The 25,936-nt window shown below is 72.7% G+C and carries 22 protein-coding genes, 3 tRNA genes and 2 pseudogenes; 13 read left to right on the top strand and 14 right to left on the bottom strand.

Going from position 1 to position 25,936, the window contains the following annotated elements; genetic code table 11:
* Nucleotides 1-291 precede the first annotated feature (291 nt).
* The 4 genes from QMK28_RS09140 to purS form a co-directional block, all read right to left on the bottom strand.
* On the bottom strand, nt 292-1,128 hold the full coding sequence (locus QMK28_RS09140; protein WP_326436528.1) for a sterol carrier family protein: 837 nt from the start codon (nt 1,126-1,128) through the stop codon (nt 292-294).
* Between the two features lie 267 nt (nt 1,129-1,395).
* Entirely contained in the window at nt 1,396-3,702 is a 2,307-nt protein-coding gene (purL, locus tag QMK28_RS09135; RefSeq protein WP_326436527.1) for a phosphoribosylformylglycinamidine synthase subunit PurL, read from the bottom strand.
* Nucleotides 3,702-4,379 carry a phosphoribosylformylglycinamidine synthase subunit PurQ gene (purQ, locus tag QMK28_RS09130; protein WP_326436526.1) on the bottom strand — a complete coding sequence of 226 codons (678 nt, stop codon included), beginning with the start codon at nt 4,377-4,379 and terminating at the stop codon, nt 3,702-3,704. Before purQ ends, purL begins: the two co-directional genes overlap by 1 nt.
* Entirely contained in the window at nt 4,376-4,690 is a 315-nt protein-coding gene (purS, locus tag QMK28_RS09125; protein WP_326436525.1) for a phosphoribosylformylglycinamidine synthase subunit PurS, read from the bottom strand. The genes purQ and purS overlap by 4 nt, the downstream gene beginning before the upstream one ends.
* A 334-nt stretch (nt 4,691-5,024) precedes the next feature.
* On the opposite strand from purS, the gene QMK28_RS09120 reads away from it, so the two are divergent.
* The 7 genes and pseudogenes from QMK28_RS09120 to QMK28_RS09090 all read left to right on the top strand — a co-directional run bounded on the left by QMK28_RS09120 (nt 5,025) and on the right by QMK28_RS09090 (nt 9,030).
* Entirely contained in the window at nt 5,025-5,342 is a 318-nt protein-coding gene (locus QMK28_RS09120) for a histone-like nucleoid-structuring protein Lsr2 (RefSeq protein ID WP_326436524.1), read from the top strand.
* 136 nt (nt 5,343-5,478) lie between these two features.
* Nucleotides 5,479-5,550 (top strand) — tRNA-Gly (locus QMK28_RS09115).
* Between the two features lie 80 nt (nt 5,551-5,630).
* Nucleotides 5,631-5,703, top strand: a tRNA-Gly gene (locus QMK28_RS09110).
* Nucleotides 5,704-5,923: 220 nt separating this feature from the next.
* Entirely contained in the window at nt 5,924-6,982 is a 1,059-nt protein-coding gene (locus tag QMK28_RS09105) for an ABC transporter ATP-binding protein (protein ID WP_326436523.1), read from the top strand.
* Nucleotides 6,983-7,204: 222 nt separating this feature from the next.
* Nucleotides 7,205-7,915 (top strand): annotated as a pseudogene (locus QMK28_RS09100) (hypothetical protein); the annotation flags it as partial.
* Nucleotides 7,916-8,340: 425 nt separating this feature from the next.
* Nucleotides 8,341-8,934, top strand: coding sequence for a response regulator transcription factor (locus tag QMK28_RS09095; RefSeq protein ID WP_326436547.1), 594 nt, complete (start codon nt 8,341-8,343; stop codon nt 8,932-8,934).
* Between the two features lie 20 nt (nt 8,935-8,954).
* Nucleotides 8,955-9,030, top strand: a tRNA-Gly gene (locus QMK28_RS09090).
* A 123-nt stretch (nt 9,031-9,153) separates the two neighbouring features.
* Here the strand turns inward: QMK28_RS09090 and QMK28_RS09085 are convergent.
* The 4 genes from QMK28_RS09085 to purD all read right to left on the bottom strand — a co-directional run bounded on the left by QMK28_RS09085 (nt 9,154) and on the right by purD (nt 15,499).
* Complete coding sequence (locus QMK28_RS09085) at nt 9,154-10,110, bottom strand: phosphoribosylaminoimidazolesuccinocarboxamide synthase (protein ID WP_326436522.1); 957 nt, start codon at nt 10,108-10,110, stop codon at nt 9,154-9,156.
* A gap of 182 nt (nt 10,111-10,292) precedes the next feature.
* A complete protein-coding gene (locus tag QMK28_RS09080; RefSeq protein WP_326436521.1) occupies nt 10,293-11,879 on the bottom strand; it encodes a N,N-dimethylformamidase beta subunit family domain-containing protein in 1,587 nt (528 codons plus the stop codon).
* Nucleotides 11,880-12,114: 235 nt separating this feature from the next.
* The gene (locus tag QMK28_RS09075; RefSeq protein ID WP_326436520.1) at nt 12,115-13,827 is read right to left on the bottom strand and encodes a hypothetical protein; all 1,713 of its coding nucleotides are present in this window, start codon (nt 13,825-13,827) and stop codon (nt 12,115-12,117) included.
* A 418-nt stretch (nt 13,828-14,245) separates the two neighbouring features.
* Nucleotides 14,246-15,499: a phosphoribosylamine--glycine ligase gene (gene purD / locus QMK28_RS09070; RefSeq protein WP_326436519.1), complete on the bottom strand. Its 1,254-nt coding sequence runs from the start codon at nt 15,497-15,499 to the stop codon at nt 14,246-14,248.
* Between the two features lie 491 nt (nt 15,500-15,990).
* Here purD and QMK28_RS09065 point away from each other — a divergent pair, with 491 nt between their 5' ends.
* The gene (locus QMK28_RS09065) at nt 15,991-16,728 is read left to right on the top strand and encodes an SLATT domain-containing protein (protein WP_443050597.1); all 738 of its coding nucleotides are present in this window, start codon (nt 15,991-15,993) and stop codon (nt 16,726-16,728) included.
* A 198-nt stretch (nt 16,729-16,926) separates the two neighbouring features.
* Here the strand turns inward: QMK28_RS09065 and QMK28_RS09060 are convergent, their stop codons facing one another.
* From QMK28_RS09060 to QMK28_RS09045, 4 genes are all read right to left on the bottom strand, one after another.
* Nucleotides 16,927-17,577: a hypothetical protein gene (locus QMK28_RS09060; protein WP_326436518.1), complete on the bottom strand. Its 651-nt coding sequence runs from the start codon at nt 17,575-17,577 to the stop codon at nt 16,927-16,929.
* A 170-nt stretch (nt 17,578-17,747) separates the two neighbouring features.
* On the bottom strand, nt 17,748-18,452 hold the full coding sequence (locus QMK28_RS09055) for a GntR family transcriptional regulator (protein ID WP_326436517.1): 705 nt from the start codon (nt 18,450-18,452) through the stop codon (nt 17,748-17,750).
* 182 nt (nt 18,453-18,634) lie between these two features.
* Nucleotides 18,635-19,999 (bottom strand): aspartate aminotransferase family protein, encoded by a 1,365-nt coding sequence (locus tag QMK28_RS09050; protein WP_326436545.1) that lies wholly within the window; start codon nt 19,997-19,999, stop codon nt 18,635-18,637.
* 219 nt (nt 20,000-20,218) lie between these two features.
* Nucleotides 20,219-20,416 (bottom strand): hypothetical protein, encoded by a 198-nt coding sequence (locus QMK28_RS09045; RefSeq protein WP_326436515.1) that lies wholly within the window; start codon nt 20,414-20,416, stop codon nt 20,219-20,221.
* Between the two features lie 112 nt (nt 20,417-20,528).
* On the opposite strand from QMK28_RS09045, the gene QMK28_RS09040 reads away from it, so the two are divergent.
* On the top strand, nt 20,529-20,771 hold the full coding sequence (locus QMK28_RS09040) for a hypothetical protein (RefSeq protein WP_326436514.1): 243 nt from the start codon (nt 20,529-20,531) through the stop codon (nt 20,769-20,771).
* Between the two features lie 39 nt (nt 20,772-20,810).
* Here the strand turns inward: QMK28_RS09040 and QMK28_RS09035 are convergent.
* Nucleotides 20,811-21,176, bottom strand: a pseudogene (locus QMK28_RS09035) (VOC family protein); the annotation flags it as partial.
* On the opposite strand from QMK28_RS09035, the gene QMK28_RS34230 reads away from it, so the two are divergent.
* The 4 genes from QMK28_RS34230 to QMK28_RS09020 all read left to right on the top strand — a co-directional run bounded on the left by QMK28_RS34230 (nt 21,154) and on the right by QMK28_RS09020 (nt 24,074).
* Nucleotides 21,154-21,783, top strand: a complete 630-nt coding sequence (locus QMK28_RS34230; RefSeq protein ID WP_443050595.1) for a DUF7848 domain-containing protein — start codon at nt 21,154-21,156, stop codon at nt 21,781-21,783. The pseudogene QMK28_RS09035 and the gene QMK28_RS34230 overlap by 23 nt on opposite strands.
* The gene (locus QMK28_RS09030; RefSeq protein WP_326436512.1) at nt 21,780-22,418 is read left to right on the top strand and encodes a DJ-1/PfpI family protein; all 639 of its coding nucleotides are present in this window, start codon (nt 21,780-21,782) and stop codon (nt 22,416-22,418) included. The genes QMK28_RS34230 and QMK28_RS09030 overlap by 4 nt, the downstream gene beginning before the upstream one ends.
* 50 nt (nt 22,419-22,468) lie before the next feature.
* On the top strand, nt 22,469-23,038 hold the full coding sequence (locus QMK28_RS09025) for a MarR family winged helix-turn-helix transcriptional regulator (RefSeq protein WP_443050594.1): 570 nt from the start codon (nt 22,469-22,471) through the stop codon (nt 23,036-23,038).
* 70 nt (nt 23,039-23,108) lie between these two features.
* Entirely contained in the window at nt 23,109-24,074 is a 966-nt protein-coding gene (locus QMK28_RS09020) for an alpha/beta fold hydrolase (RefSeq protein ID WP_326436510.1), read from the top strand.
* A 417-nt stretch (nt 24,075-24,491) separates the two neighbouring features.
* Here QMK28_RS09020 and QMK28_RS09015 read toward each other — a convergent pair whose 3' ends face one another.
* Complete coding sequence (locus QMK28_RS09015) at nt 24,492-25,742, bottom strand: hypothetical protein (RefSeq protein WP_326436509.1); 1,251 nt, start codon at nt 25,740-25,742, stop codon at nt 24,492-24,494.
* Between the last annotated feature and the right edge of the window lie 194 nt (nt 25,743-25,936).

Genomic DNA, 25,936 nt, shown 5'->3' with positions numbered 1-25,936 from the left:
TGCTTTGTCGCATCCTACGGAGGGCTTCCCGCCATACGCGCAGGGTCACTCCGGTGGGTCGGGTCGGCGGCTCTCGGCCGCGGCTCTCGGCGGAGCGGCGGCAGGGCTCTCGGCAGAGCTGCGGCACGTTGCTGCCGTATCCGGGCGCGTGATCCGTGTCTGCCCGGTGGGCAGCTGTCCTGAAAATTCAGCCCGTCCGGCGCTTGAGGACAGCGCGGCCGGAGGACGCGTAATCCACCGGGCGCGCGGATCCGGTCAAACAACCCGGCCACCGCGCCGCCCCAGCGCGCGCTAGCCCAGCACCGGAAGCTGCCCCGAGAGATCCGCCCGCTCGCCACTCGCGGAGACCAGCGCCGCGTCAACCGCGTCGGTCCACTCGACGCGGCCCGTGGCGAGGCGGATCCAGGTCCAGGGGTCTGTCTCGACGACGTTGGGCGGGGTGCCCCGGGTGTGTTTCGGGCCCTCGACGCACTGGACGACGGCGAACGGCGGAATCCGGACCTCGACCGAGCCGCCGGGGGTCTTCGCGGCGAGCGCGTCGGCGGTGAGCCGGGTGACGGTCGCCAGGGCCTGCCGGTCGTGGGCGATGGCCGCGCCGGTCGCGGCCGTCAGGTCGTCGCCGTGTACGACGGTCTCCAGCAGGCGCGTGACCAGGAAGTCGTCGACGGACATCGCCCCGAACCGGGTCGCGAGGGGCGTCGCGCCGTCCGCCTCGGCGACCGCCGCGCAGAACCGGTCGGCGGCGGCGTCCAGCCGGTCGCGCACCGCCTTCGGGCCGGCCGACCCGGGCAGCGCCGCCATCTCCGCCGCGAGCCCGCCGGCGATCTCCTCCGCCTGGCCGCGCAAGGCGCGCAGATACCCCTGGAGGTCCAGCTCGGCCTTGGCGGGCGCGGGCCGCTCGGCGAGCAGGCGCGGCAGCGTGTCCAGGCACGCGGCGATGTGCACGATCAGCTCCCGCACCGTCCAGTCCCCGAGCCGGGTCGGCCCGTCGAGCAGCAGTCCGGCGTCCGAGGCGGCGCAGAGCGGATCCACCGCGTGTTGCAGAGCCCGCACCTGCGCGACGAGCGCGGCTCGCACCTTCGCGGGGTCGTACGTACGGGCGCGGGGCTTGCGCTGGGCGGGAGGCATGCGGCCGAGCGTAGTGGCGGGGTACGACAACGCGCGGGACGGCGAGCGGGCGGGGTGGCGGGCCTGCCCCGCCGAAGGGCCCGGTCACCGTCCCGGCCGGGTGAACACCCCGTAGAGACGCGCCGCTCCGAGACGCACCGCTTCAAGACGCCCAGCGAACGACGGTGGGCCCGCCCCCACCGGGGACGGACCCACCGTCTCGTCACGACTCACACCGGCGCGCGCCGCCGAATGCGCGCCGGCGCGCTGCCGCGCCCGCGCGCCGACTCAGGCCAGCAGCGCCGGAATCGTCGCCTCGTGAACCTGCTTCAGCTCAGCCAGCGGGATGGTGAACTCCCCCTGGACCTCGATGACGTCGCCGTCCACGACGCCGATACGGGCCGCGGGCAGGCCGCGAGCGCCGCACATGTCGTTGAAGCGGAGCTCCTCGCTGCGCGGGACCGAGACGACCGCGCGGCCCTGCGACTCGGAGAAGAGGGTCACAAAGGCGTCGGCGCCGTCGGGGATGACGACGCGCGCGCCCTTGCCGCCCTTGAGGCAGGACTCGACCAGGGCCTGGATCAGGCCGCCGTCGGAGAGGTCGTGCGCCGCGTCGACCATGCCGTCGCGGGAGGCCGAGATCAGGATCTCGGCGAGCAGCTTCTCGCGGTCGAGGTCGACTTTCGGCGGCAGGCCGCCGAGGTGGTCGTGGACGACCTGGGACCAGGCCGAGCCGCCCAGTTCCTCGTGCGTGTCGCCCAGCAGGTAGAGCAGCTGGCCCTCTTCGGCGAAGCCGATCGGGGTGCGCCGGGTGACGTCGTCGATGACGCCGAGCACCGCGACCACCGGGGTCGGGTGGATGGCGGTCTCGCCGGTCTGGTTGTACAGCGAGACATTGCCGCCGGTGACCGGGATGCCCAGCTGCTGACAGCCCTCGGCCAGGCCGCGACAGGCCTCGGCGAACTGCCACATGACGTCCGGGTCCTCCGGCGAGCCGAAGTTGAGGCAGTTGGAGATCGCCAGCGGCCTCGCGCCGGAAGTGGCGACATTGCGGTACGACTCCGAGAGCGCGAGCTGCGCCCCGGTGAAGGGGTCGAGCTTCGCGTAGCGGCCGTTGCCGTCGGTGGCCAGCGCGACGCCGAGGTTGGTCTCGGCGTCGATGCGGATCATGCCCGCGTCCTCGGGCTGCGAGAGCACCGTGTTGCCCAGTACGTAGCGGTCGTACTGGTCGGTGATCCAGGATTTGCTCGCCTGGTTCGGCGAGCCGGCCAGCTTGAGGACGTCCGCGCGCAGCTCCTCGCCGGTGCGCGGGCGGGGCAGCTTGTTCGCGTCGTCCGCCTGGAGCGCGTCCTGCCAGTCGGGGCGGGCGAACGGGCGGTTGTACGTCGGGCCGTCGTGGGCGACGCTGCGCGGCGGCACGTCCACGATCTGCTCGCCGTGCCAGTAGATCTCCAGGTGCTCGCCCTCGGTGACCTCACCGATGACGGTGGCGATCACGTCCCACTTCTCGCAGATCTCCATGAAGCGCTCGACCTTGGCCGGCTCGACGATCGCGCACATGCGCTCCTGCGACTCGCTCATGAGGATTTCCTCGGGCGAGAGCGTGGAGTCGCGCAGCGGGACGGTGTCCAGCTCGACGCGCATCCCGCCGGAGCCGGCGGAGGCCAGCTCGGAGGTGGCGCAGGACAGGCCCGCGCCGCCGAGGTCCTGGATGCCGACGACCAGGTTCTCCCGGAAGACCTCAAGGGTCGACTCGATGAGCAGCTTCTCCTGGAAGGGGTCGCCGACCTGGACGGCCGGGCGCTTGGCCGGGCCGGTTCCCCCGGCGGCAGCCGCTGATGTATCCGTGAAGGTCTCGGAGGCGAGCACCGAGACGCCGCCGATGCCGTCGCCGCCGGTGCGGGCGCCGTAGAGGATCACCTTGTTGCCGGTGCCGGACGCCTTCGCGAGGTGGATGTCCTCGTGCTTCATGACGCCTACGCACAGCGCGTTGACCAGCGGGTTGCCCTGGTAGCAGGGGTCGAAGACGACCTCGCCGCCGATGTTGGGCAGGCCCAGGCAGTTGCCGTAGCCGCCGATGCCCGCGACGACGCCCGGCAGCACCCGCAGGGTGTCGGGGTGGTCGGCCGCGCCGAAGCGCAGCGGGTCCATCACGGCGGCCGGGCGGGCGCCCATCGCCAGGATGTCGCGGACGATGCCGCCGATGCCGGTGGCCGCGCCCTGGTAGGGCTCGATGTACGAGGGGTGGTTGTGCGATTCGACCTTGAAGGTGACCGCGTAGCCCTGGCCGACGTCGACGACGCCGGCGTTCTCGCCGATGCCGACCAGCATCGCCTCGGACTCGATCTTGAGCTTGCCGAACTGCGCGAGGTGGACCTTGCTGCTCTTGTACGAGCAGTGCTCGGACCACATGACGGAGTACATGGCCAGCTCGGCGCCGGTGGGACGGCGCCCCAGGATGGTCCTGACCCGGTCGTACTCGTCCTGCTTGAGGCCGAGTTCGGACCACGGCTGCTCGACGTCGGGGGTCACCGAGGCGTGCTTGACGGTGTCCAGGCGGAGGTGCGGGGCTTGGTCCCCGGAGGTGTGCGGCATCAGGCGTTGACCAGCTTCTTCAGGATCGAGGTGAAGAATCCGAGGCCGTCGGTCGTCGGCCCGGTCAGGGTCTCCACCGCGTGCTCGGGGTGCGGCATGAGGCCGACCACGTTGCCGGCCTCGTTGGTGATCCCCGCGATGTCGCGGCGCGACCCGTTGGGGTTCAGCTCCAGGTAGCGGGCGACGACCCGGCCCTCGGCCTCCAGCTGGTCCAGGGTGCGCTCGTCGGCGACGTAGCCGCCCTCGCCGTTCTTCAGCGGGACGACGATCTCCTGGCCTGGATCGTACGAGTTGGTCCACGCGCTCGACGTGTTCTCGATGCGCAGCCGCTGGTCGCGGCAGACGAAGTGCAGGTGGTCGTTGCGCCGCAGCGCGCCCGGCAGCAGGTGCGACTCGGCCAGCACCTGGAAGCCGTTGCAGATGCCGAGGACCGGCATGCCGCCCTTGGCCTGCTCGATGACCGTCGCCATGACCGGCGAGAAGCGGGAGATGGCTCCGGCCCGCAGATAGTCGCCGTAGGAGAAGCCGCCCGGCAGGATCACCGCGTCGACCTGGTGCAGGTCCTTGTCCCGGTGCCAGAGGGCCACCGGCTCGGCGCCGGCGAGCCGGACCGCGCGCTGCGCGTCCCGGTCGTCGAGCGAGCCGGGGAACGTGACGACTCCGACGCGAGCGGTCACTTCGCGGCCCCGGAGAGCTTGGCGGTCGCGGTGCCGGTCCCGGCGTCGGTCCCGGCGTCGGACGAGGTGTTCTCGACCGTCACCTTGAAGTCCTCGATGACGGTGTTCGCCAGGAAGGTCTCGGCCAACTCCCGGATGCGGGCGAGAGCGGCGTCATCGACCGGCCCCTCGACCTCTAGTTCAAATCGCTTGCCTTGGCGGACGTCGGCGATCCCTTGGAAGCCCAGGCGTGGCAGTGCGCGCTGCACCGCCTGGCCCTGCGGGTCGAGGATCTCCGGCTTGAGCATGACGTCGACTACGACGCGTGCCACGGGCACTCCCGGTGGTGTGGTGCGTGAGTGAACTGTGTTTTCCCGGGGATACCCCGGCCCCCGAACGGTGTCGTCAGCTTACCTGGCCGAATAATCTACGCGAGTAGATATCATCGGACACGGTCACGTTTGGGCATCGGCGCCGATAACCGCTGGGGAAAATCCAGGGAAAAAAGTATCGTCCCGTTGCGGTGTGACACGCGGACATAATTAACTGGGGTTCGCAATGCGATGGCCGCCGCTGTACAAATGAAAAGGCATTGCCTCATATCCACCGGTCTCCCCGCATCTTCGCACGTCATCGCGGTGGTGCCGAATGAAAGGACCGACTCCAGTGGCACAACGCGTAGTGGTCACACTCTCCGACGACATCGACGGCGGGGAAGCGACGGAGACGGTTGTCTTTGCCCTGGACGGGAAGTCGTACGAGATCGACCTCAATCCCGTCAATGCGAAGAATCTTCGCGTCGGCCTCGCCCCGTTCCTTGAGGTCGCCCGCAAGCAGTCGCGCTCCGGCAAGGTCTACCGGCGCACCTCCCTCGCCCCCGACCCGGCGGCCGTTCGCGCCTGGGCCCGTTCCAACGGCATGGAGGTCCCGCCGCGCGGACGCATCCCGAAGCGGGTCTACGAGGCGTTCAACGCCGCCGCTTGAGGGCGGTAGTTGGGGGGCGGCCGGGACGGCGGCGACGGCCGCCGGCCGGGTCGACTTGCAAGGCCCCCCCTGTGATCCGCTAGAGTCTGGAACACGCCGAGGGGCAAGGCCGAAAAGCCGAACCCCGAGGAGTCGCGCGGGTGTAGCTCAGTAGTAGAGCGCCCCCTTTCCAAGGGGGAGGCGCAGTGTGCAATCCCTGTCACCCGCTCTCATCACTCTCCTGATCCACGCAAGTGGATCAGGTAGGGTGATACGCGCGCCGCTCAGTGCAAGCTGACCGGTTGCAATGCGGACGTAGCTCAGCTGGTAGAGCATCACCTTGCCAAGGTGAGGGTCGCGAGTTCGAATCTCGTCGTCCGCTCAGTGAAGAAGAGACTCCGATCATCATGATCGGGGTCTTCTTCGCGTTCACGGCTTCGTATGCGCGGCTCCGCATACGCGGCTTCGTATGCGCGGCTTCGTATCCGCAATGCCGCCCGCCCAGCACCGATGTCAGATGACAGCTGTCATCTGACAAATGTCATCAGCGCTGGTGACAGCTCGCACTGCCCTGGGCCGCCCGGTGGCGAGAGCCTTGAGGCATGGATATCGGCAAGAGCGTGATCGAGGTCACCGACCTGCGGCGGCGGTACGGGCCGCCCGGGGCCAAGGGCTATGACGCCGTACAGGATGTCTCCTTCACGGTGGAACGCGGCGAGTTGTACGCACTCCTGGGGACGAACGGCGCGGGCAAGACCTCCACCGTCGAACTCCTGGAGGGACTGGCCGAGCCGACCGGCGGGCGGGTACGGGTGCTCGGGCACGACCCGTACCGCGAGCGCGCCCTGGTGCGGCCGAGGATCGGGATCATGCTCCAGGAGGGCGGCTTCCCCTCCGAACTGACGGCGGCCGAGACCGCGCGGATGTGGGCGGGCTGCACCAGCGGGGCCCAGCCGGTGGCCGACGCGCTGGAACAAGTCGGGCTCGCGGCGCGGCGGAACGTACGGGTCAAGCAGCTGTCCGGCGGCGAGCGGCGGCGGCTCGACCTCGCGATGGCCCTGATCGGACGGCCCGAAGTGCTCTTCCTGGACGAGCCGACGACCGGACTGGACGCGGAAGGACGCCGTGAGACCTGGGAGTTGGTGCGGCGGCTGCGGGACGGCGGCACCACGGTGCTGCTGACCACGCACTACCTCGAAGAGCCCGAGGAGCTGGCCGACCGGCTCGCGATCATGCACGAGGGGCGGATCGCGGCCACCGGGCGGGTCACCGAGATCGTGGCCGGGTACCCCTCGCAGCTCTCCTTCCGGCTGCCGGCCGGCTACTTCGTCGGCGACCTGCCGCCGCTCGCGGAGCTGGGCGTCAGCGGGCACGAGACGGCGGGGCGCGTCGTATGGCTGCGTACGGACGACTTGCAGCGGGCCGCGACCGGCGTGTTGCTGTGGGCGCGGGACGCCGGGGTCGAACTCGGCGGGCTGGACGCGCGGTCGGCTTCGCTGGAGGAGGCGTTTTTGCATATCGCCCATGGCGCTCGCGATGCGCGGCGCGCTGAGCGCGCTCAGGGTGAGGCGGAATCGGGGCCGGCGGAACCGGCGGCGGCGGGACGGCCGGCGGAGGTGGCCGGGACGACGGCGGGGACGAGGGGAGGCGGCGAGCGATGAGCCCTGTGGAGACGGTGAATGCGGTGAAGGCGACGATGCGCGACGCGGTGCGAGGCTCCGGAGCGGGAGGTTCCGGCGCGCGAAGCCCCGGTACGGGCCCCGGCCCCGGCTCGGCGGCGCGGCTGAGGGCTCTGGCGCGGGCCGAGTTGACGCTGCTCGGGCGGAGCAAGGCGACGCTGTTCACGGCGCTCGTGCTGCCGCTGGGGATGACCCTCGCCATAGCGGATCGCCCAGGAGTCGCAGCGGGAGGTACGGGACGTGGTCCGCGGCTACCGCGAGGCGGATCTGCACACCGAACTCGTGGGCGCGCGCGGCGTGCTGACCGCCGCCGGGATCGACTGCCGGATCGAGGCGGGGGGCGCGGGATCGGGTGAGTCCCGGCGCGGCACTGGGGTCGGGGGCGGCGTCGAGGGTTTGTCGACGGCGGTCCAGTCGGCCCTGGGGTGGGTGGTGCGCGAGGCCACGACGAATGTGCTGCGGCACAGCGACGCGCGGGGGTGCACGGTTGCCCTGCGGGTGGCGGCGGGGCGCGCGGCGGCCGATCGCGGGGTCACGGACCGGGTGGCGGTCCTGGTCATGGAGAACGACGGTGTGCCGGAGGCGGAGGCCGGTGCGGCGAGCGCGCCGGGCGCGGCAGCGCCGGAGGGAGCGTGCGGCTCGGGGGGCTCGGGGCTGACCGGCCTGCGGGAACGCCTCGCGGCGCTCGACGGCACGGTCACCGTGGAAACCCGGCCCGGCGGGGTATTCCGCCTGACGGCGGAGGTCCCGCTCACGGCGGAGGACGGGGAGGACGCGATGCACAGCCGGGATACGGGCCGGCGCGGCGAGCGCGGCCGGGGCGGGACACCGGCCGAAGGTCCGGGCGGGAAGCGGGCCGGGCCCGAGGGTGGGATGGGTGGCGTGCCATCCACGCTCGAAGGGGAGAACGTATGAGTGCCGACGATCAGGGTCGGGGTCGGGATCGGGATCGGGATCAGGTCCGGGCAGGGGCCGCGGCGGTTGATGGGCGGACGGACTTCGTTGCGGCGTCGGGGTCGGGGCCGGCCTCAGGGCGGGGGCCGGCCTCAGGGTCCGGGGCGGGGCCGGCCTCAGGGTCCGGGGCGGGGCCGGGGTTCGGGGGGCCCAGGGCGGGGCCAGGGCCCGGGGCAGCGCCAGGGCCCGGGGCAGCGCCAGGGCCGGCGTCAGGGTCGGCCTCAGGGCCAAGCCCGTCGCCGGGGCTGGTGCCGGCACCAACCCCGTGGCCAGGGCCGGTCCCGGCACCAACCCCGTCCGCAGCCGAATCCGCCGCCGAGACGACCGTCCATGCCACCCCCCAACCGTCAACCCCACCATCCGCGCAGCCCCTCCCCGTACGGGTCCTGCTGGCCGATGACGAGCATCTGATCCGGGGCGCGCTCGCCGCGCTGCTGTCGTTGGAGGACGATCTGCTGGTCGTCGCCGAGGCGGCGACCGGGCCCGAGGCGTTGGCGATGGCGATGGCGCACCGGCCCGATGTCGCGGTGCTGGATCTCCAGATGCCGGGGACGGACGGTGTGGCGGTGGCCACATCTTTGCGGGCGGATCTGCCCGACTGCCGGACCATGATCGTCACCAGTCACGGTCGCCCCGGGCATCTGAAGCGGGCGCTCACCGCCGGGGTGCGGGGGTTCGTGCCGAAGACCGTGTCGGCCCAGCGGCTGGCCGAGATCATTCGGGCGGTGCACGCCGGATCTCGCTATGTGGACCCGGAGTTGGCGGCCGACGCGGTCAGCGCCGGCGACTCGCCGCTGACCGTTCGGGAGGCGGAAGTGCTGGAGTTGGCGGCGGACGGCGCGCCGGTCGCGGAGATCGCGGGGCGGGCCGCGCTGTCCCAGGGGACGGTCCGCAACTATCTGTCCTCGGCCGTCTCGAAGCTGGGAGCGGAGAACCGACACACCGCGGCGCGCATCGCACGCTCGCGAGGGTGGCTATAGTTGGAGGCGCAGCACGCGCTGTGGACGTAGCTCAGTTGGTAGAGCATCACCTTGCCAAGGTGAGGGTCGCGAGTTCGAATCTCGTCGTCCGCTCCAGTTTCGCTTGATGACGAAGGCCCGGTCGGATCTCCGACCGGGCCTTCGTCATGTACGGGAGTGTGCCGGGCCGACTCCGCAGCCGGCGTCAGGGGCCGGGGGCAAAGCTTGCCGGGAGAGGCACTAGGACCAGGTGAGGCCGGTCAGCCGCTCGTACGCCTCGGTGTACTTCGCGCGGGTCTGCTCGACGATCTCGGGCGGCAGCGCGGGCGGCGGCTGCTCGCTGCCGCGGTCCCAGCCGGAGTCGGTCGAGGTCAGCCAGTCGCGGACGAACTGCTTGTCGAAGGACTGCTGGGCGCGGCCGGGCTGCCAGTGCTCGGCGGGCCAGAAGCGGGAGGAGTCGGGGGTCAGCACCTCGTCGGCGATGACCAGCCGGCCCTCGTTGGAGCCGTTGGAGCCGTTGGAGCCGTTGCCGCCGTTCGCGCCGGAGGACGCGGGCTCGAAGCCGAACTCGAACTTGGTGTCGGCGAGGATGATGCCGCGGTCGCGCGCGATACCGCGGGCCCGGCCGTAGACGGCGAGGGTGGCCTGCCGCAGCTGGGCGGCGGTCTCGGCGCCGACCTCGCGGGCGACCTCCTCGTACGAGACGTTCTCGTCGTGCTCGCCGACCGCCGCCTTCGTCGCCGGGGTGAAGATCGGCGCGGGGAGCTCGGAGCCGTCGACGAGGCCCTCGGGGAGGGCGAGGCCGCAGACCGTGCGGGTCTGCTCGTACTCCGCGAGGCCGGAGCCGGTGAGGTAGCCGCGGGCGACGCACTCGACCGGGAGCATCCGCAGCGACTTGCAGACCAGGGTGCGGCCGGCCCAGTCGGCGGGCGCGCCCTCGGGCAGCTCGCTGGAGAGCACGTGGTTGGGGACGAGATCGACGAGCTGGTCGAACCACCACAGCGAGAGCTGGGTGAGGATCCGGCCCTTGTCGGGGATCTCGGTGGGCAGCACCCAGTCGTAGGCGGAGGTGCGGTCGCTGGCGACCATCACGAGATCGCCGGCCTCGTTCTGGTAGAGGTCGCGCACCTTGCCTGTGTGCAGATGCACCAGACCCGGAACCTCGACTGGTTCGGGTTTCTCAACGAATCCGGACACGGTTCCTCCCGGTGGGTTGGTCCAAGGATCCCGATTCTCCCGTACGCCGCGACGCGCCGCTGACGGGGGTCGGCGCGGGTGGCGGCAGGGTCGTGCGGGGAAGGGACGGGGTGGGGCGGGGGTGGGGGGGGGTTCGCGCGGTGGCTTCCAGGGTCTGTTCAGTCGTCTGCTCGGTGGTCTGCTCAGTCCCGTTTGCAGATGCGGTCGAGCAGGTTGGCGGTGGCCCGCTGGATGCGGGGGTCGACATGGCCGGGGCGGTCCAGCGCCGGCGACCAGGCGAAGGTGCCGGAGGCGAAGACCAGCGCGCCGCTGGGCGCCCGGTAGAGCGAGGTCTCCTGATGTCGCCGGGCGCCTTCGCTGTCCACGTACGGGGAGTGGGCGAGCAGAATCCGGCGGACGTGCGCGGGCAGGCTGGTGCGCGGGAAGTAACGGTCGGCCTCTCCGGCGACCAGGCCGGGCAGTTCGTCGCCCTCGTGGGCGCCGGTGGAGTCCCACAGCCAGTGGTCGCCGTTGCGCACGACGAGCGGGTGCGGTTCGGGGACCCGGCCCGCGTACTGGATGCCCATCAACTGCTGTTCGGGGGCGGCGGCCTCCCGCCACAGGGCGGGGCGGCCGGGGCCGCGGCGCTTGTGGCAGCTGAGCAGCCGGTCCGGGACGCCGGAGGCGGAGGGGGCCAACTCGATCTGCCAGTACATGGTGTTGGCGGAGAGAAAGACCAGCGAGGTGCCGGTGTCCCGGGCGAGTTGGGCGGTGCGGCGCATCGGGACGGACCAGTACTCGTCGTGGCCGGGGAAGACCAGGCCGCGGTAGCGCGTGGGGTCGATGCGGCCCGCGTGCAGGTCGCGGGTGTCGGCGTAGGCGAGATCGTAGCCGTAGCGCTCGGCCCAGCGGATGAAGTCGTAAGCGTGGCCGACGTGCAGGGGCAGTCCCGCGCCGGCGTAGGGGCGGTCGAAGGAGATGGTGACGGCGGCGTCCTCCTCGCCGAGCAGCCGGCCCTTGTCGTCCCACGCGTGGTAGAGGCTGGCCCCGGTCCTGCCGTCCTCGGGGTAGAGGTTGTACGCCTGCCAGGTGACGTCGGGCAGCAGGAGCAGCAGGTCGGCGGGGTGGTTGTCGCGGACGGTGAACGGGACGTGGCTGCGGTAGCCGTCGGCGGTGGTGAGCACCGCGACGTACGCGCCGACGTTCCAGTACGTGGGGACCTGGAGCCGCCAGGACAGCCACCAGTGGTGGCAGGAGACGGTGCGGTCGGCGGTGAGCGGGGCCGGCTGGACGATGCCGGAGAGCCGCGGGCTGGTGGTGATCTTCGCCGCGCCGTCGCCGCCGTAGTGGCCGATGCGGTAGATGTCCACGCTGAACTGCTGCGGCGGATCGACGGTGATGTGGAAGTCGATGGCCTCGCCGGGGGTGACCGCGCCGGTGGAGGTGAAGCCCTTGATCTGGCGGTGCACGTCATCGGCGGTGCGCGGGCCCACCGGGCGGGAGGCTCCGGCCGCGCGGGACTCCCGGGCCGCGAGGGCCGCGGGGCCGCCGCCCTGCCGGGCTCCCGGGCCGCCGCCGGGGCCGTTCCGCCGCCCGTTTCCCGGTCCGGTGCCGCCGATCGCGTCGGGCCGGCCGGAGGCCAGGTCGACGTACCACGGGACGACTTTGCCGGTGTCGTCGAAGTAGTGCTCACTGCCGCGCAGCCAGGGCAGCGGGCCCTGGCCAAACGGGTCCGAGACCGCGTGCGCGAGTGCTCCCGATTCCCAGCGCCGGATCTGTTCCGTCCCCATGTTCCGCTCCCCTCCCTCTTCCCCCGAGGTCTGCGCGTTCGAGGTCTGCGCGTTCGAGGCCTGCGCGTTCCGCCGTTCCGTTCGCGCTCCTGGTGCGATGAACGACAGCGATCGGCCCCAGCACATCACATTAAGCGCCCACTCCGTCACCCTTCGTCGCGGATTGGAACTTCCGGGGCATCGGGCCCGTTGGGGCACCGGCATCCCGCCTCGGGAGCCCTGGGCCGCGCCGACGTCAGACGAGGCGGACCGGCTTCTCGGGACGGACTCCGGCGCCGCCCAGCCAGCCGCGGAGCGGCTCCGGGTCGCCGTCCTCGACGAGGCTCAGCACCGACAGGCCGAGATCGGGCCGGCGCACGCCGCCGACGAGCAGCACGGGCCCGTCCAGCCAGTCCAGTCCGGGGCGCGCGCCCGCGGTGTCCACGGCGGCGCAGCAGACCATCGCCGTGACGTGGTCGGCGAGCAGGTCGCGGCCGGTGCGGGGCTGCTGGATCTGGATCACGGGCAGCGGCAGCCCGCCGCCTTCGGGGCCGCTCCAGACCGTCCAGTCGGAGGGCGGCCGGTCGGTCTCCGAGCGGGCCGCGTCGGCGTCGAGCCGCGCGGCGAGCAGGTCGGCTGCGCCGCGCTCCGCACAGAGCCGGTCGATCACCCGGGCCAGCGTGGGGCCGGGCGCGGGGGAAGGGCCGGGCGCGGGGCCGGGGGAGGGCAGCCGCCCGGACGCGAGCGGTCTCGGCGGGGTCGCGCCCCGGGTGTGCGCTTCGGCGTCGTCCACCTCGTCGAGGACGCGGTGCAGCCGGGCCGCCTCCATCCGCCATTTGCGGTCGACGACCTCTTCCGGGTACTGGTCCCAGTCGACCGGCGACCAGTCCGGGCCCGGATCGGCCGGGCCGCCGTGGAACAGCCGGGCGGCCAGCAGGGAGGTCGCCGCGTCGACGAGGCCGGGCTCCTCCAGCAGATCGCAGGCGGGCCGCTCGCCCAGCCGGGAGGCGAAGCCGTCGGCGAGCCGGTCGCGGCGGGACAGCTCGGTGAGGGCCGAGACCACTCCGGCGTCGAGCCGGGCGGGCCAGCGGCCCATCCGCCACGCGGGCAGCGCGACCCGGGTCAGCAGCCGGTCCCAGCCCGCGTAGGCGAGGCCGACCTGCTCCTGGGCGACGATGCGCAGCCCGTAGTCCACCGCCTGGGCGCGCTCGGAGGAGGAGGAGGCCACGGCGCGCTCCATCTCCGTGGCGTGGTCCCGGCAGGCGCGCAGGAGTATCCGGGACGCCCAGCCGACGAAGCCCAGCACGCGGTGCCGGTCGGCGACGGCGGCGGCCGCGTCGAGCCCGCGCACGAAGCGGCGGGCCGCGGCGATGTCCGGGTGCGCGGCCGGTCCGGTGCCGGCCACCACGGGGGCGAGCAGCGCCCGAAGCTCGGCGACCCGCATCCACCACAGGAACGGCGAGCCGATGACGAGGACCGGCGCGCCCGTCGCCCTGCCGCCGCCGCGCGGGGCGGCGGACGGGGAGGCCGCGGCGGCGCGGGAGGTGTGCGCGCGGTGCGTACGGTCCTCCAGCCAGCTGTCGCAGTCGGGGGTGAGCGCGACCGCGGACGGGGCGGGGACCTCGAGCCGGTCGGCCAGGTCGCGGACCAGCCGGTAGAGGTCGGGGGCCTTGCGCTCGTCGATCTCCACGGTGGGGCTGACCGCCGGGCTGGCGCGGACGATCACCGCCGCCACCGCCACCGCGAGCAGCAGCACCAGCAGCGCGGCGCCGGCCACCACCCAGGTGACCGAGGGCCAGGCGTCCTGGCCGCCGAGCTTGTCCGTCGCGTTGCCGACCAGCAGCACCACGGCGACGGCTGCGGGCAGCAGCGCGACACCGAGCGCCGCGCCGCGAACGCGCAGCACCGCGAGGGCACGAACGCGCGCTGCCTGTGCGCCTGCTTCCGGGCCTGCCACGAGCCGGTTCACCCCCTGTTGTCCTCTTGACGACGGGACGACCGGGCAACGACGACCGGCGACGTCGAACGCCGGCGGCATTGCCCACTCCCCCACTGTGGCACCGGCCACTGACACCGCAATGCCGGTGGGCCAAGTGCCGGACGCGCTGCGACGACAGCCGCAGTGCGCTTGCGCCGCACCCTAGTTGGGGCCTGCGGTCACGTCAGCCGGATGAGCGCACGGTCACTCGATGGAATGGCTTTGGGTAAAGCCGGTGGAGAGTGCGGCGGGGTGCGGGAGGGGTGCGGCGGGGGGTGCGGGAGGGGTGCGGGAGGGGTGCGCGGGAGAGGGGTGGGGCTTGAGGGCAGGGGCGGCTTCCGTACGGGGCCGTCCCCGGCTCCGTACAGGCCGGGGAGACGCCTCAGTCCGATCAGTCCGGCGCGATCCCTCAGTCCGAAGCGACCTTCGCCGCGATGTCCGTGCGGTGGTGCGAGCCCTCCAGGCTGATGCGGTCCGCCGCACGGTACGCGCGCCGGCGGGCCGAGGTCAGGTCGGAGCCGGTCGCGGTGACCGACAGGACCCGGCCGCCCGCGCTCACGACGCGGCCGTCCGCGTCCCGCTCGGTGCCCGCGTGCAGCACGTACGCCTCGGGGGCGTCCTGTTCCGCGACGTCCGCGAGGCCCTCGATCGGGTCGCCGGTGCGCGGCGACTCGGGGTAGCCGTGCGAGGCGATGACGACGGTGACCGCCGCGCCGTCGCTCCAGCGCAGCGGCGGGAAGGTCGCGAGGGTCCCGGTGGCCGCCGCGTGCAGCAGGCCGGCGAGCGGGGTCTTGAGGCGGGCCAGCACGACCTGCGTCTCCGGGTCGCCGAAGCGGGCGTTGAACTCGATCACCCGGACGCCGCGCGAGGTGATGGCGAGGCCCGCGTACAGCAGCCCCGCGAAGGGCGTGCCGCGCCGGCGCAGCTCGTCGACCGTCGGTTGCAGGACCGTCTGGAGGACTTCGTCGACCAGCTTGGGGTCCGCCCAGGGCAGCGGGGAGTACGCGCCCATGCCGCCGGTGTTCGGGCCCTGGTCGTCGTCGTACGCGCGTTTGAAGTCCTGCGCGGGCTGGAGCGGGACGACGGTCTCGCCGTCGGTGACCGCGAAGAGCGAGACCTCGGGGCCGTCGAGGAACTCCTCGATGACCACGCGGTCGCAGCCGAGGGCGTGCGCGCGGGCGGTGGCGAGGTCGTCCGTGACGACGACGCCCTTGCCGGCGGCCAGGCCGTCGTCCTTGACGACGTACGGGGCGCCGAAGGCGTCCAGCGCGAGGTCGATCTCGGCGGGGGTCGTGCAGAGGTACGAGCGGGCGGTGGGGACTCCCGCCGCCGCCATGACGTCCTTGGCGAACGCCTTGGAGCCTTCGAGTACGGCGGCCTCGCGGGTCGGGCCGAAGGTGGGAATGCCGCGCTCCCGGACCGCGTCGGCGACGCCGGCGACCAGCGGGGCCTCGGGGCCGACGATGACGAGACCGGCCCCCAGGGACGCGGCCAGATCCGCCACCGCGGCGCCGTCGAGGGCGTCCACCGGGTGCAGCCGCGCCACTTCGGCGATCCCGGCATTGCCGGGAGCGCAGTGCAGCGCGGTGACGTCGGGGTCGAGCGAGAGAGAGCGGCACAGGGCGTGTTCGCGGGCGCCGCCGCCGATGACAAGGACCTTCACAGCGTGAAGCCTATGGCCTCCGCGCCGGGCCGCCGCCGCGCGGGGCGCGCGGGGGTCCGTACGCGGGCGTGCGGGGGCGTGAGCGGAGCGCGTGGAAGGTGCGCGCGCGGGCACGTGCGCTGATCGCGCCTCGGGGCCGCGCCCCGGTGCGCGTCCCGAGCCGGGCCTGCGTCGGTTCGGGGCGGATCGCGGGGCCGTGGGCAGAACCGCGCGCGGGGCAGGCCGCGGGAGCGTTCACGGGGCGGTTCTCGGTGCCCTGCGCGCGGGCGGCCGTTGGGTTCTGGCCGGGGCCGGGTCGCCCCGGAAACTCTTTCGGGTGAGACGGACCGGGTGTCCATACCTGATCAAGGGCCACTTAGCGGCGGAAATACTGAGGTCCGCACCTCAAGGCAAGCCGTTCGGCGGTAGGAAGGTGGCTTCCGCACCATCGTCGATTGTCACGCGCGACGCGCGAAGCAGCACGCGCCACGCGCAGCAGAGGGAGCCCACGGGTGAGTCAGCCGGAGATGCAGCCCGAGAGGGGCCCATGGGAGGGGGGCGTGAAGAGGCAGGGCGACCTGCTCGGCCGCCCCTTCCCGCTCGGCGACTGGGACGAGACCGCCAGGCGGCTGGACGAGCTGTACCGGTGGACCGAGGACGGCGCGCTGCAAACCGCGGACTGGTACCTGAACGAGCGCTGCTGGAAACGGCTGGGCGCGCGGACCCTGCGGATCGGCACGGCGGCCGGGGTGGCCGTCGGCGCGGCGCTGCCGCTGCTGGACGTGGCCGGCGCGCTGGAAGACGGGGCCGCGTGGGGATATCTGGCGCTGGTGCTGGGCGCCGCGTGCGTGGGCTGCGACCGGTTCTTCGGGCTGACCTCGGGCTGGATGCGGAACGTGGCCACGGCGCAGGCGGTGCACCGGCGGCTCGAAGTGCTCCAGTTCGACTGGGCGGCGGAGAGCGCCCGCGAGATGCTCGGCCCCACCGAGGGCACCGCGGGCGAGGCCGCCGAGCGGTGCCTGGGCCTGCTGCGCCGCTTCACCGAGGACGTCACGGAGCTCGTACGGTCCGAGACCGCGGACTGGATGGTCGAGTTCCGCTCCGGCTCCGCGACCCTGCTGACCCAGTCGCTGGCCCGCTGGGGGCCGCGCGGCGAGCCCGCGGGCCCGGTCAGCCGCTTCTCGATGCAGCCCGGCGCGCGGCCGAACATGCCTCGGCAGCGGCCGCCGGAGCCGCCTCGGGCGTTGTGAGGGGGCGCGGCGGCGCGAGAGCGGGGCGCGCGGCGACGCGAGGAAGCGGGCGCGCGGCGCGGCGACGTAGGTACGGCGGCCCGTACGGCGGCGCGGCGGCGCTCTTGCCGAACCGCCGCCGCACCATCCCGCATCACCTGGCCCCGCCCCGCCCACCGCTACAGCGAATCCGATGATCGTCTTCAGCCGATCAGCCGATCAGCTGAAGACGATCATCGATCCCTGGCCCAGACTTCGCGTAGCCGCCGCATGCAAACCCAGCCACACATGGCGTTCGCGTGCGAAGGGGCTGCTGTCGGACGGGGTGGAGCCCGCCGGTTCCTCCAGGGAGGTGGGGCGGGACGGCGGCGCGGGCGCGCCGGGCGGGTTGCCGGGGTCTATGCCGATCGCCGGGGCGACGACTTCGAGCTCGCGCAGCAGGCCGTGGCTGGAGCCCAACGGGCCGCCTCCGGAGAGGAGTTCATCGTCCGAGAGCGGGTGATCGAAGTCCACCGGGACGTAGCCGCCCGCGTGGTCGTAGTGCCAGACGAGGTGCGACTCCTGGGCCGTGGACTCGAACATCTCCAGCAACTGCTCGTAGTCGCCGCCCAGTTCGTCGACCGGGGCCACTTCGAGCCCGCAGATCTGCAACAGGTAGGCGCGCCGCAGGAAGTGCAGCGCGTCGTAGTCGAACCCGGCGACCGGGGCTACGTCCCCGGACAGGCCCGGCATGTAGCTGAGGACCGGGACGGACGGCAGTCCGGCGGCGTTGAGGGCTTTGTCGTAGACGGCGATCTCTTCGGCGAAGGGGTTGTCGGGGCTGTGGCACAGCACATCGACAAGGGGGACCAGCCACAGATCACACGCCACCGGGTCTCACTCTCGCTCGCAGGGGTCCGGGGACGCCCTCGGCGGACGCCGCGCCCGATCGTCGGGCAAGCGTAGCCCTCCGCGCACGCCGCGCGAAGAGCGCGGGCGCGACCCGGTCCCGGCCGGCCTCCCGGCCGGGCGGAGCCCCGCCCGTACCGCACCCTCGCCGGCTACGCCGGGTCCGGCCGCTCGGCCCGCTGAATCCCCTCGATGAGGGTGAGGGCCTGCTCGTTGTACACCGCGACGATGCGCTGCGCGGCGGCGGCGTCCTGCTGGGTGACCGCCTCGACCAGCTCGCAGTGACCGCGCCAGAGCCGGTCGCCGAGGTCGGGCAGCCGGCGCAGGTACGGGACCGTGAAGACCCAGGACTGCATGCGGACCCGGTCCAGGAAGTCGGACACGTACGCGTTGGCGATGAGGCCGCCCAACTCCCGCCAGAAGCGCAGGTCGTACCCGATCAGTATGTCCAAGTCACCGGCGCGGGCGGCCCGTTCGGCCTCCTCCGCGCGGCGGCGCACGGATGCCAGCGCCGCCGGCGAGGCGGTGCGCAGCGCGCGCTCCGCGCAGCTGCGGAAGATGCCCTCGATGATGAGCGTGCGGGCTTCGATCATGCAGCGGTAGTCGTCGAGCGTGAACTCGTGCACCTGGAAACCGCGGTGCTGCTCGGCGTCGAGCAGCCCCTGTGAGGCCAGGTCGAGCAGCGCTTCGCGGACGGGGGTGGCGGAGACGCCGTACTGCTCGGCGATCTCCTTCACCGTGAACGGCTGTCCGGCCGGCAGTCGTCCGGCCAGTGCCTCGTCACGCAGCGCGTCGGCGATCTGCTGCCGCAGGGTGCTGCGCTGGACCGGCCTGGGGACCGGGCTGGGGCCGGGCATCTTCTCGGTCTCCTTCCGCGACCGCGCCGCGCGAATGCGGGCTGATTGCGGGCGGCCGTCGCCACAAGATATGCGAGACCGGCCGCGCCGCGCCGCGCGCACCGGAAGCGACAGACGTAGGTGTGGAGGATTCGACAACTTCAAGTTGTCGAATCCTCCACACCTACGTCTCCGGCGACCCGTTAGACCGTGTGCGCGTCTGCCGCCGAGAGTGCCTCGTCCAGGGCCGCCAGGCCCTCCTTCGCCTCGACGTCGGTGACCGTGCAGGGCGGCACGACGTGCGTCCGGTTCATGTTGACGAAGGGCCACAGACCGCGCTTCTTGCAGGCCGCCGCGAACTCGCCCATCGGCGCGCCGGCCGCGCCCGACGCGTTGTAGGGCACCAGCGGCTCGCGGGTGCGCTTGTCCTTGACCAGGTCGAGCGCCCAGAAGACGCCCATGCCGCGCACCTCGCCGACCGAGGGGTGCCGCTCGGCCAGCTCGCGCAGCGCGGGGCCGATGACCTGCTCGCCGATCCGGGCCGCGTTCTCGACGATGCCCTCCTCGTCCATCGCGTTGATCGTCGCGACGGCGGAGGCGCAGGCCAGCGGGTGGCCGGAGTAGGTGAGGCCGCCGGGGAAGGGGCGCTGGTCGAAGGTCGCGGCGATCTCGGCGGAGATCGCGACGCCGCCCAGCGGGACGTACCCGGAGTTGACGCCCTTCGCGAAGGTCAGCAAGTCGGGGGTCACGTCCCAGTGGTCCGCCGCGAACCATTTGCCGGTGCGGCCGAAGCCCGACATGACCTCGTCCAGGATGAAGACGATGCCGTACCGGTCGCAGATCTCGCGGACGCCCTTGAGGTAGCCCGGCGGCGGCACGAGGACGCCCGCCGTGCCGACGACCGTCTCCAGGATGATCGCGGCGATGGCCTGCGGGCCCTCGAACGCGATGGTCTCCTCCAGGTGCGCGAGGGCGCGCTCGCCCTCCTGCGCCTCGTTCTCGGCATGGAAGTGCGAGCGGTACGCGAACGGGCCCCAGAAGTGCACGACGCCCGCCGAGGCGGTGTCGGAGGGCCAGCGGCGCGGGTCGCCGGTCAGGTTGATCGCCGTCCCCGTCGCCCCGTGGTACGAGCGGTACGCGGACAGCAGCTTCGGGCGGCCGGTGTGCAGCCGCGCCATCCGGACGGCGTTCTCGACCGCCTCCGCGCCGCCATTCGTGAAGAAGATCTTGTCGAGGTCCCCGGGAGTCCGCTCGGCGATCAGCCGGGCCGCCTCGGACCGTACGTCCACCGCGAAGCCCGGCGCGATCGTGCACATCTTCGCGGCCTGCTCCTGGATCGCCGCGACGACCTTCGGGTGCTGGTGGCCGATGTTGGTGTTGACCAGCTGGGAGGAGAAGTCGAGGTAGCGGTTGCCGTCGTAGTCCCAGAAGTACGAGCCCTCGCCGCCCGCTATCGGCAGCGGGTCTATGAGCCCCTGCGCGGACCAGGAGTGGAAGACGTGCGCACGGTCGGCGGCCTTCACGGCTGCCCCGGTGGCGGGATCGGGCACGGGGAACGCTGACGGCATGCTCACGGCGACAACCTCGGATCACTCGGGTCCGCCAGGAAGCTGGACGGGGTGGCGGACGCCTCCAGACTAAGGATCACCCTCCGGGCGGCGGAACCGACAGTGTGTATGGCGCTCGACACGCGCGTGGACAGATTGTCGATCAGGGGGGCGGGAGCGCAGGGCTGGGCGGGACTGTCCCGGCGGTCGCCCGCGTCGCCTCAGCTGCCCCGGTTCCCCTCAGTCGTCCGCGTCGTCATCGTCGTCGTCCTCGATCGCGGTGGCCCTGGGGCGGCCGTCCGCGCAGCCGATCGCGTACGACCGGTCGTCGCCGTCGTTGATCGGCTCCAGCTCGATGGACGCGGTGGCGGCCGGACCCCGTGCGACCTCCTCGACGTGATAGCCGGCGGCCGGGCTCCAGAACGTCAGGTAGATCACACCGCGTGGCCGGCACTCGGCCGTGGCGCTGCCGCCGGTGAAGTGGACGGTGCCGCGGCGGACTGCGTCGGCCGACGGCGCGGAGGGGGAACGGGAGGGGGCACCGGAGTGCGTGGGGGACGACGGCCCCGGCTTCCCGGCCGGTCACGTACCGCAGCGCGGCAGCAGCGGCGGCTGCTCCACGGGCCTGGGCCCGGACATCGTGCGGCGCGCGGCGGAGGGGTCGGGCGGGTCGGTGGAGTGGGGGGTGGGCGCGAGCCCTACCGCGGGCGCACCGACGGCGGGCGCACCGGCCACACCGCGCGGCGCCCGCATCACGGTCCGCTTCGGCCCCGGCTCCGGCTCCGGCCGCTGAGACCAGCCCCTGGACTCGCCCGCCCCCGCGTCAGCCGACCCGCTCCGACGCGCCGCGCTCCACGCAGAACTCGTTCCCCTCAATGTCGGCGAGGGTGGCCCAGCCCTTGCCGTCCGCGCGGCGGTGGTCGGCCACGAGGGTGGCGCCGAGCTTCAGCAGCCGCTCGACCTCTTCGTCCCGGGTGCGGTCCTGCGGCTGCAGGTCCAGGTGGACGCGGTTCTTCGCGGTCTTGGGCTCCGGGACGGTGACGAACAGCAACGCGACGCCAGGGGCCTCGACGAGCGCCTCCGGGTCGCCGGGATGGTCCTCGTCGGAGAGGGGCGCGTCGAGCACGCGGGCCCAGAACGCGCCGAGTCGGTAGGCGTCGGAACAGTCGATCGTCATGTGTCGCACCAGGGTGGCCATGGCCGTCACTATGCCCGCGCCGGATTCCCGGGGTCCATCGATTTCACGAGTCCACCGGGGCTATATCGCCCCGCCCAACCGCCCGTCCGACCGCTCGTCCATCCGCCCGTCCGTCCTCGCCTCCGCGGGAACACCGACCGCACCGCGCGCTGCCACTGGTTGGCGACTAGGCCGGTCCCCAGGGACCGATGCGACGGCGCGTCAGGCGGCGAGGTGGGCGAGGAACGCGGTCCAGGCTGCGGCGGGGGCGCATCCCTCGCACCACACCTACCGGGAGGTGATCACCCGGCCCTGGCGGGCGTGGATGGCCCGGCGCCGAGAGGGAACGCGGGGCGGGCGCGACGGCCGGTCCGCATCAGGGCGCGCCCGCGCCGAAGCCGTCCGCCGCCGTCCGGCTGGACCTCGTGACGATGCCGGCGGGCGCGCTCGCGGTCGTCGCGGTGTTGCGGATGGCCGCCGCGCAGGAGCGCGCGCGGCGCAGTGGCCGAACCCTTCCGTCCGTACGCCACTCCCATCATTGACAGTACACTGCCTTTTTGACAGCATGCTGTCTATAGCGCTCGCCACGACCCAAGCCAGAAACCGAAGGCCAGAGGAGCAGCCATGAACCGCAAGACCGTGCACGTAGCCCTCTACGACACCGTCGCCGACTGGGAGTTCGGGTACGCCACCGCTTACCTCCGCGACACCACCTTCCACCGCGCGCCGCGCACCCCCGTCGAGATCGTGACCGTCGCCGCGAGCGCCGAGCCCGTCACGACGATCGGCGGGCTGCGGCTGCTGCCCGACCGCGCGCTCGACGGGCTGCGGCCCGAGGACAGCGCGATGCTGATCCTGCCCGGGGCGCAGCTGTGGGACGGGGGCGAGGAGCTCGCTCCCTTCGCGCGCAAGGCGGCCGAGTTCCTGGACGCGGGCGTGCCGGTGGCCGCCATCTGCGGGGCCACGGCGGGACTGGCCCGGAAGGGGCTGTTCGACGAGCGGGAGCACACGAGCGGGGCGGCCGGGTATCTCGCCCATCAGCCCGGCTACAAGGGCGGTGATCACTACCGCGAGGCGGCGGCCGTCACCGACCGGAGCCGGGGGCTGATCACGGCGGGACCGACCGAGCCGGTCGCCTTCGCGCGGGAGATCCTGGCCCGGCTGGACCTGCTGGAACCGGAGGTGCTCGACGCCTGGTTCCGGCTGTTCTCGGAGTCGGACGCGAGCGCGTTCGAGGCCCTCGAAGCGGCGGCCGGACGGTGACGGGCGACGCGAGGCCGAGCGGTGCGGCGGCCGAGGGGAGCACCGCGACCGTGGCACCCACGCCGGCACCCGAGCCGACTGCCGACGAGGCACCCGCGCTGCTCAGCGGAACGGCGCTCGGCGTCTTCCGGCTCAACGGCCAGTTCCTCGCCGTCGCGGAGGCGTTGGCGAAGCCGGCCGGGCTGACGGCCGCCTGGTGGCAGGTGCTCGGGGCGGTGCTGCGGGAGCCGCTGCCGGTCTCCGGGATCGCCCGCGCGATGGGCATCACCCGGCAGAGCGTGCAGCGGATCGCCGATCTGCTGGTCGAGCGCGGCCTCGCCGACTACCGGCCGAACCCGGCGCACCGCCGGGCCAAGCTGCTCGCGCCGACGGAGCGGGGCCGCGCGGCGGTGCGCGAGATCGGGCCCGGGCACGCGGAGTTCGCGGCGCGACTGGCGCGGGAGCTGGGCGGGGCGGGTGGGTTCCGGCGGGTGCTGACCGCGCTGGAACGGCTGTCCGGCGCGCTCGACATGCTCGACGCGGCGGATGTTCCTGTGCCCGATGAATCTGATGTGTCCGATGTGTCTGATGCGGCGGACGTGCCCGATCCGTCCGCTGAGCCCGCCGTGCACGAAGATTGACACGAACGGGAACGCGAACGCGGCTGACGGCCTGACGGCAGGGTCTCAGCCCACGAGATATCGAGGTGCCATGGACAACGAAAAGATCGTCCACGCCAACGGCGTTGATCTCTGCGTCGAGACCTTCGGCGATCCCACCGATCCGGCGATTCTGCTGATCAGTGGCGCGGCCTCGTCCATGGACTCGTGGGAGGACAGGTTCTGCGAGCGGCTGGCCGCCGGGACGCGGTACGTGATCCGCTACGACAGCCGCGACACCGGGCGTTCGACCAGCTACAAGCCCGGCGCCCCGCCCTACTCCGTCCCGGACCTGGCGGCGGACGCCGTCGGGCTGCTCGACGCCCTGAGCGTGCGGCGCGCGCACATCGTCGGCATCTCGATGGGCGGCGGGATCGCCCAGCGGCTCGCCGTCGAGCGGCCCGGCCGCGTCGCCTCGGTCACCCTGATCTCCACCAGCCCCGGCGGCCCCGGCAGGCCCGGCACAGCGGACGACTCCGGCCTGCCGCCGATGTCCGAGAAGCTGCGGGCCCACTTCGCGCAGCGCCCTCCAGCGCCGGACTGGTCCGACCGTACGGCCGTGATCGACTACCGCGTCGAGAGCCTGCGACGGCTCGTCGGCTCGGCCGGCTTCGACGAGGCGCGGGCCCGCGAGCTCGCGGGCCTCGTCTTCGACCGCACGCCCGACATGGCGACGGGCATGAACCACGGGCTCCTCGACGCGGGCGACCCGATCCGGCCGCGGCTCTCCGAAGTGACCGCCCCGACGCTCGTCATCCACGGCACCGAGGACCCCGTCTTCCCGTACGGGCACGCGGAAGCGCTGGCAGCCGAGATCACCGACGCGCGGCTGCTGCCGCTGCCCGGCGTCGGCCATCAGATGCTCCCGGAGACGACCTGGAACGCGGTCGTCCCGACGATCCTGCGGCACACGGGCGGCACTCACGGCGAGCCGAGCGATCGACGGGTTTCCCGCGCGGCGGCGGCTGCGGCCTCGGGCTCGGGCTCGGGCTCGGGCGACCCTCGCGGCTGGTTCTAGGGGCTGGTCCAGCGGCTGACGCGTGCGGCTGGCCGGGCCGGTTCGCGCGGCTGGTTCGACCAGTTCCTTCAACTGGTTCGCGCGGCCGGCCCGTTCGACTGGTTCTTGCGGCCGGCTCTGCGGCCTGAGCGCTCTTCCCGCACGCTCCTCAGGTCCGTAGCGCGCGGAGATCGGCCAGTGCCTCGGAGACCGGCTGGAGTCGAAGCGGTGTGATCACTTCGCGGACCTGCTCGGCGGTCATCAGGTGATGGCCACTCAGATCGTCGCGGAGGCGGCCCCCGGCGAAGGCGCAGTCGCCGCTCTCGTACCGCGCGATGAGCGTGCGGGGGCTCCTCCGGGGCTATTCCCCGAGGCCGAACGGAAGGTGAACTCGAATGCCGGCACGGCGGAAGGCCGCTGTTGGTGATGCCGATGCGATCAGGGAGTAACGATCTTGGGGAACCGCACGTCCGTGCAGCCGCGGCGCTCGGCGACATCGTCGATGTACGCCCGGAACAGCTCGCTCAGGCGCCCCTTGACGATGTCGTCGTACGGATAGCTCGCTGTCATCGTGTGCACGGCGGGCTGTCCGTCGCAGACGGAGGAGGCCCACCAGATCCCGGGGCCACGGATCCTGCCCGCTGTGCCGGGCGCCAGTGCGGTCCGGTCGGTCCCGAAACTGTCGGCCGCGACCTCGGCCGCTTCGTCGCCGAAGTACGACTCCGTTCTTATCCACCAGGGCGCGAACCGCAGCGCGTCGCGCAGGCGCTGGTCCTTGAGCTCCCCGTCAGCGTGGTGTGGCCAGACCCTGCGGGTCTCGTCGGCGCTGGCCGCAAGCAGGCACCGTTCCTCCCAGCTCGCGGAACCGGCAGGCGCGCCGAGTGCCCGGTCGGGCAGCTCACCGCGCCCCTGCACGGCGGTGAACCGCGCGTACCAGCCGCAGGTCCCGGTGGCCGAACCGGCCTTGCCGAACCGCAGCTCGGCGGCGTCCAGCCGCTTCGGGACCTCGGGCAGTGCGGCCTCGCAGTCCAGCCGGTCGGCAGCCTTGTCCGCGGCGTGCCGGGCGATGCCGGCCAGCGCTCTACGGTCCGCCGCGGTGACATCTTCGTCGTACTGCGCCATAGCCAACGCCTTGACGGACGTCACACGGCCCTTCGCCTCGGCCGGGTTCGCGCACACTGCTTTCGCCGTGGCGGTCGACTCGTCGTAGTGGCCGAGCCTGCCGTCGCCGAGCGGGTGCGGCGGCGCTTCGTCGGCGCGTGCCGTGAGCTCCTCACCCTGGGGACGGTCGTGCCAGTGGAAGACTTCTTCCGTTTCATCGGAGATGATATTGGCGTACCGGTCGGAGGGGTGTGGGGTGAGCGAGAGTGCGAAGTGCGCGTACGTGGTGCCGGGATCGCCCACCCGATAGATGACACAACTGCCGTTCTGCTGCTCGCGGTCGATGGTGTCATCCGGGTCGCTGCTGCGCTTGACCCGGTAGATCCCGCCGTTCAGCCGCAGGACCGCGTCCGGGTCCGCCAGCCCCGCGCACCCGCTCTCGATCTCCTTCCGGCTCTCCGCCACATCCCGGTGCTCGGCGTACTCCAGCCAGAACCCCCAGCCGGCCGCGCCGATTCCCGCCACCGCGAGCGCGCACAGCAGCCGGTTGACCACGTTGCGCGGGCGGCTTCCGCGGTCCGGGAGCATCCATGGCGCGCGGACCGGGGACGCGACGTGCGTGTCCGGGGCGTCCGGCCGGCTTGGTATGTGCGAGTGGTTCATGGAATCCCTTGCGTTATGGGCCATCAGCACCGTTGAAAACGGTCCCAAAGCCAGGCACCATCCCAGTGCAGCGAGGTGCGGCAAGCAAGTTCAGCAAAGGTGAACTCGGCACCTGTGCC

It is taken from the genome of Streptomyces sp. H27-D2 (genome assembly GCF_035828615.1).
Taxonomy (GTDB): Bacteria; Actinomycetota; Actinomycetes; order Streptomycetales; family Streptomycetaceae; genus Streptomyces.
This window is presented reverse-complemented; position numbering and strand designations above follow the sequence as displayed.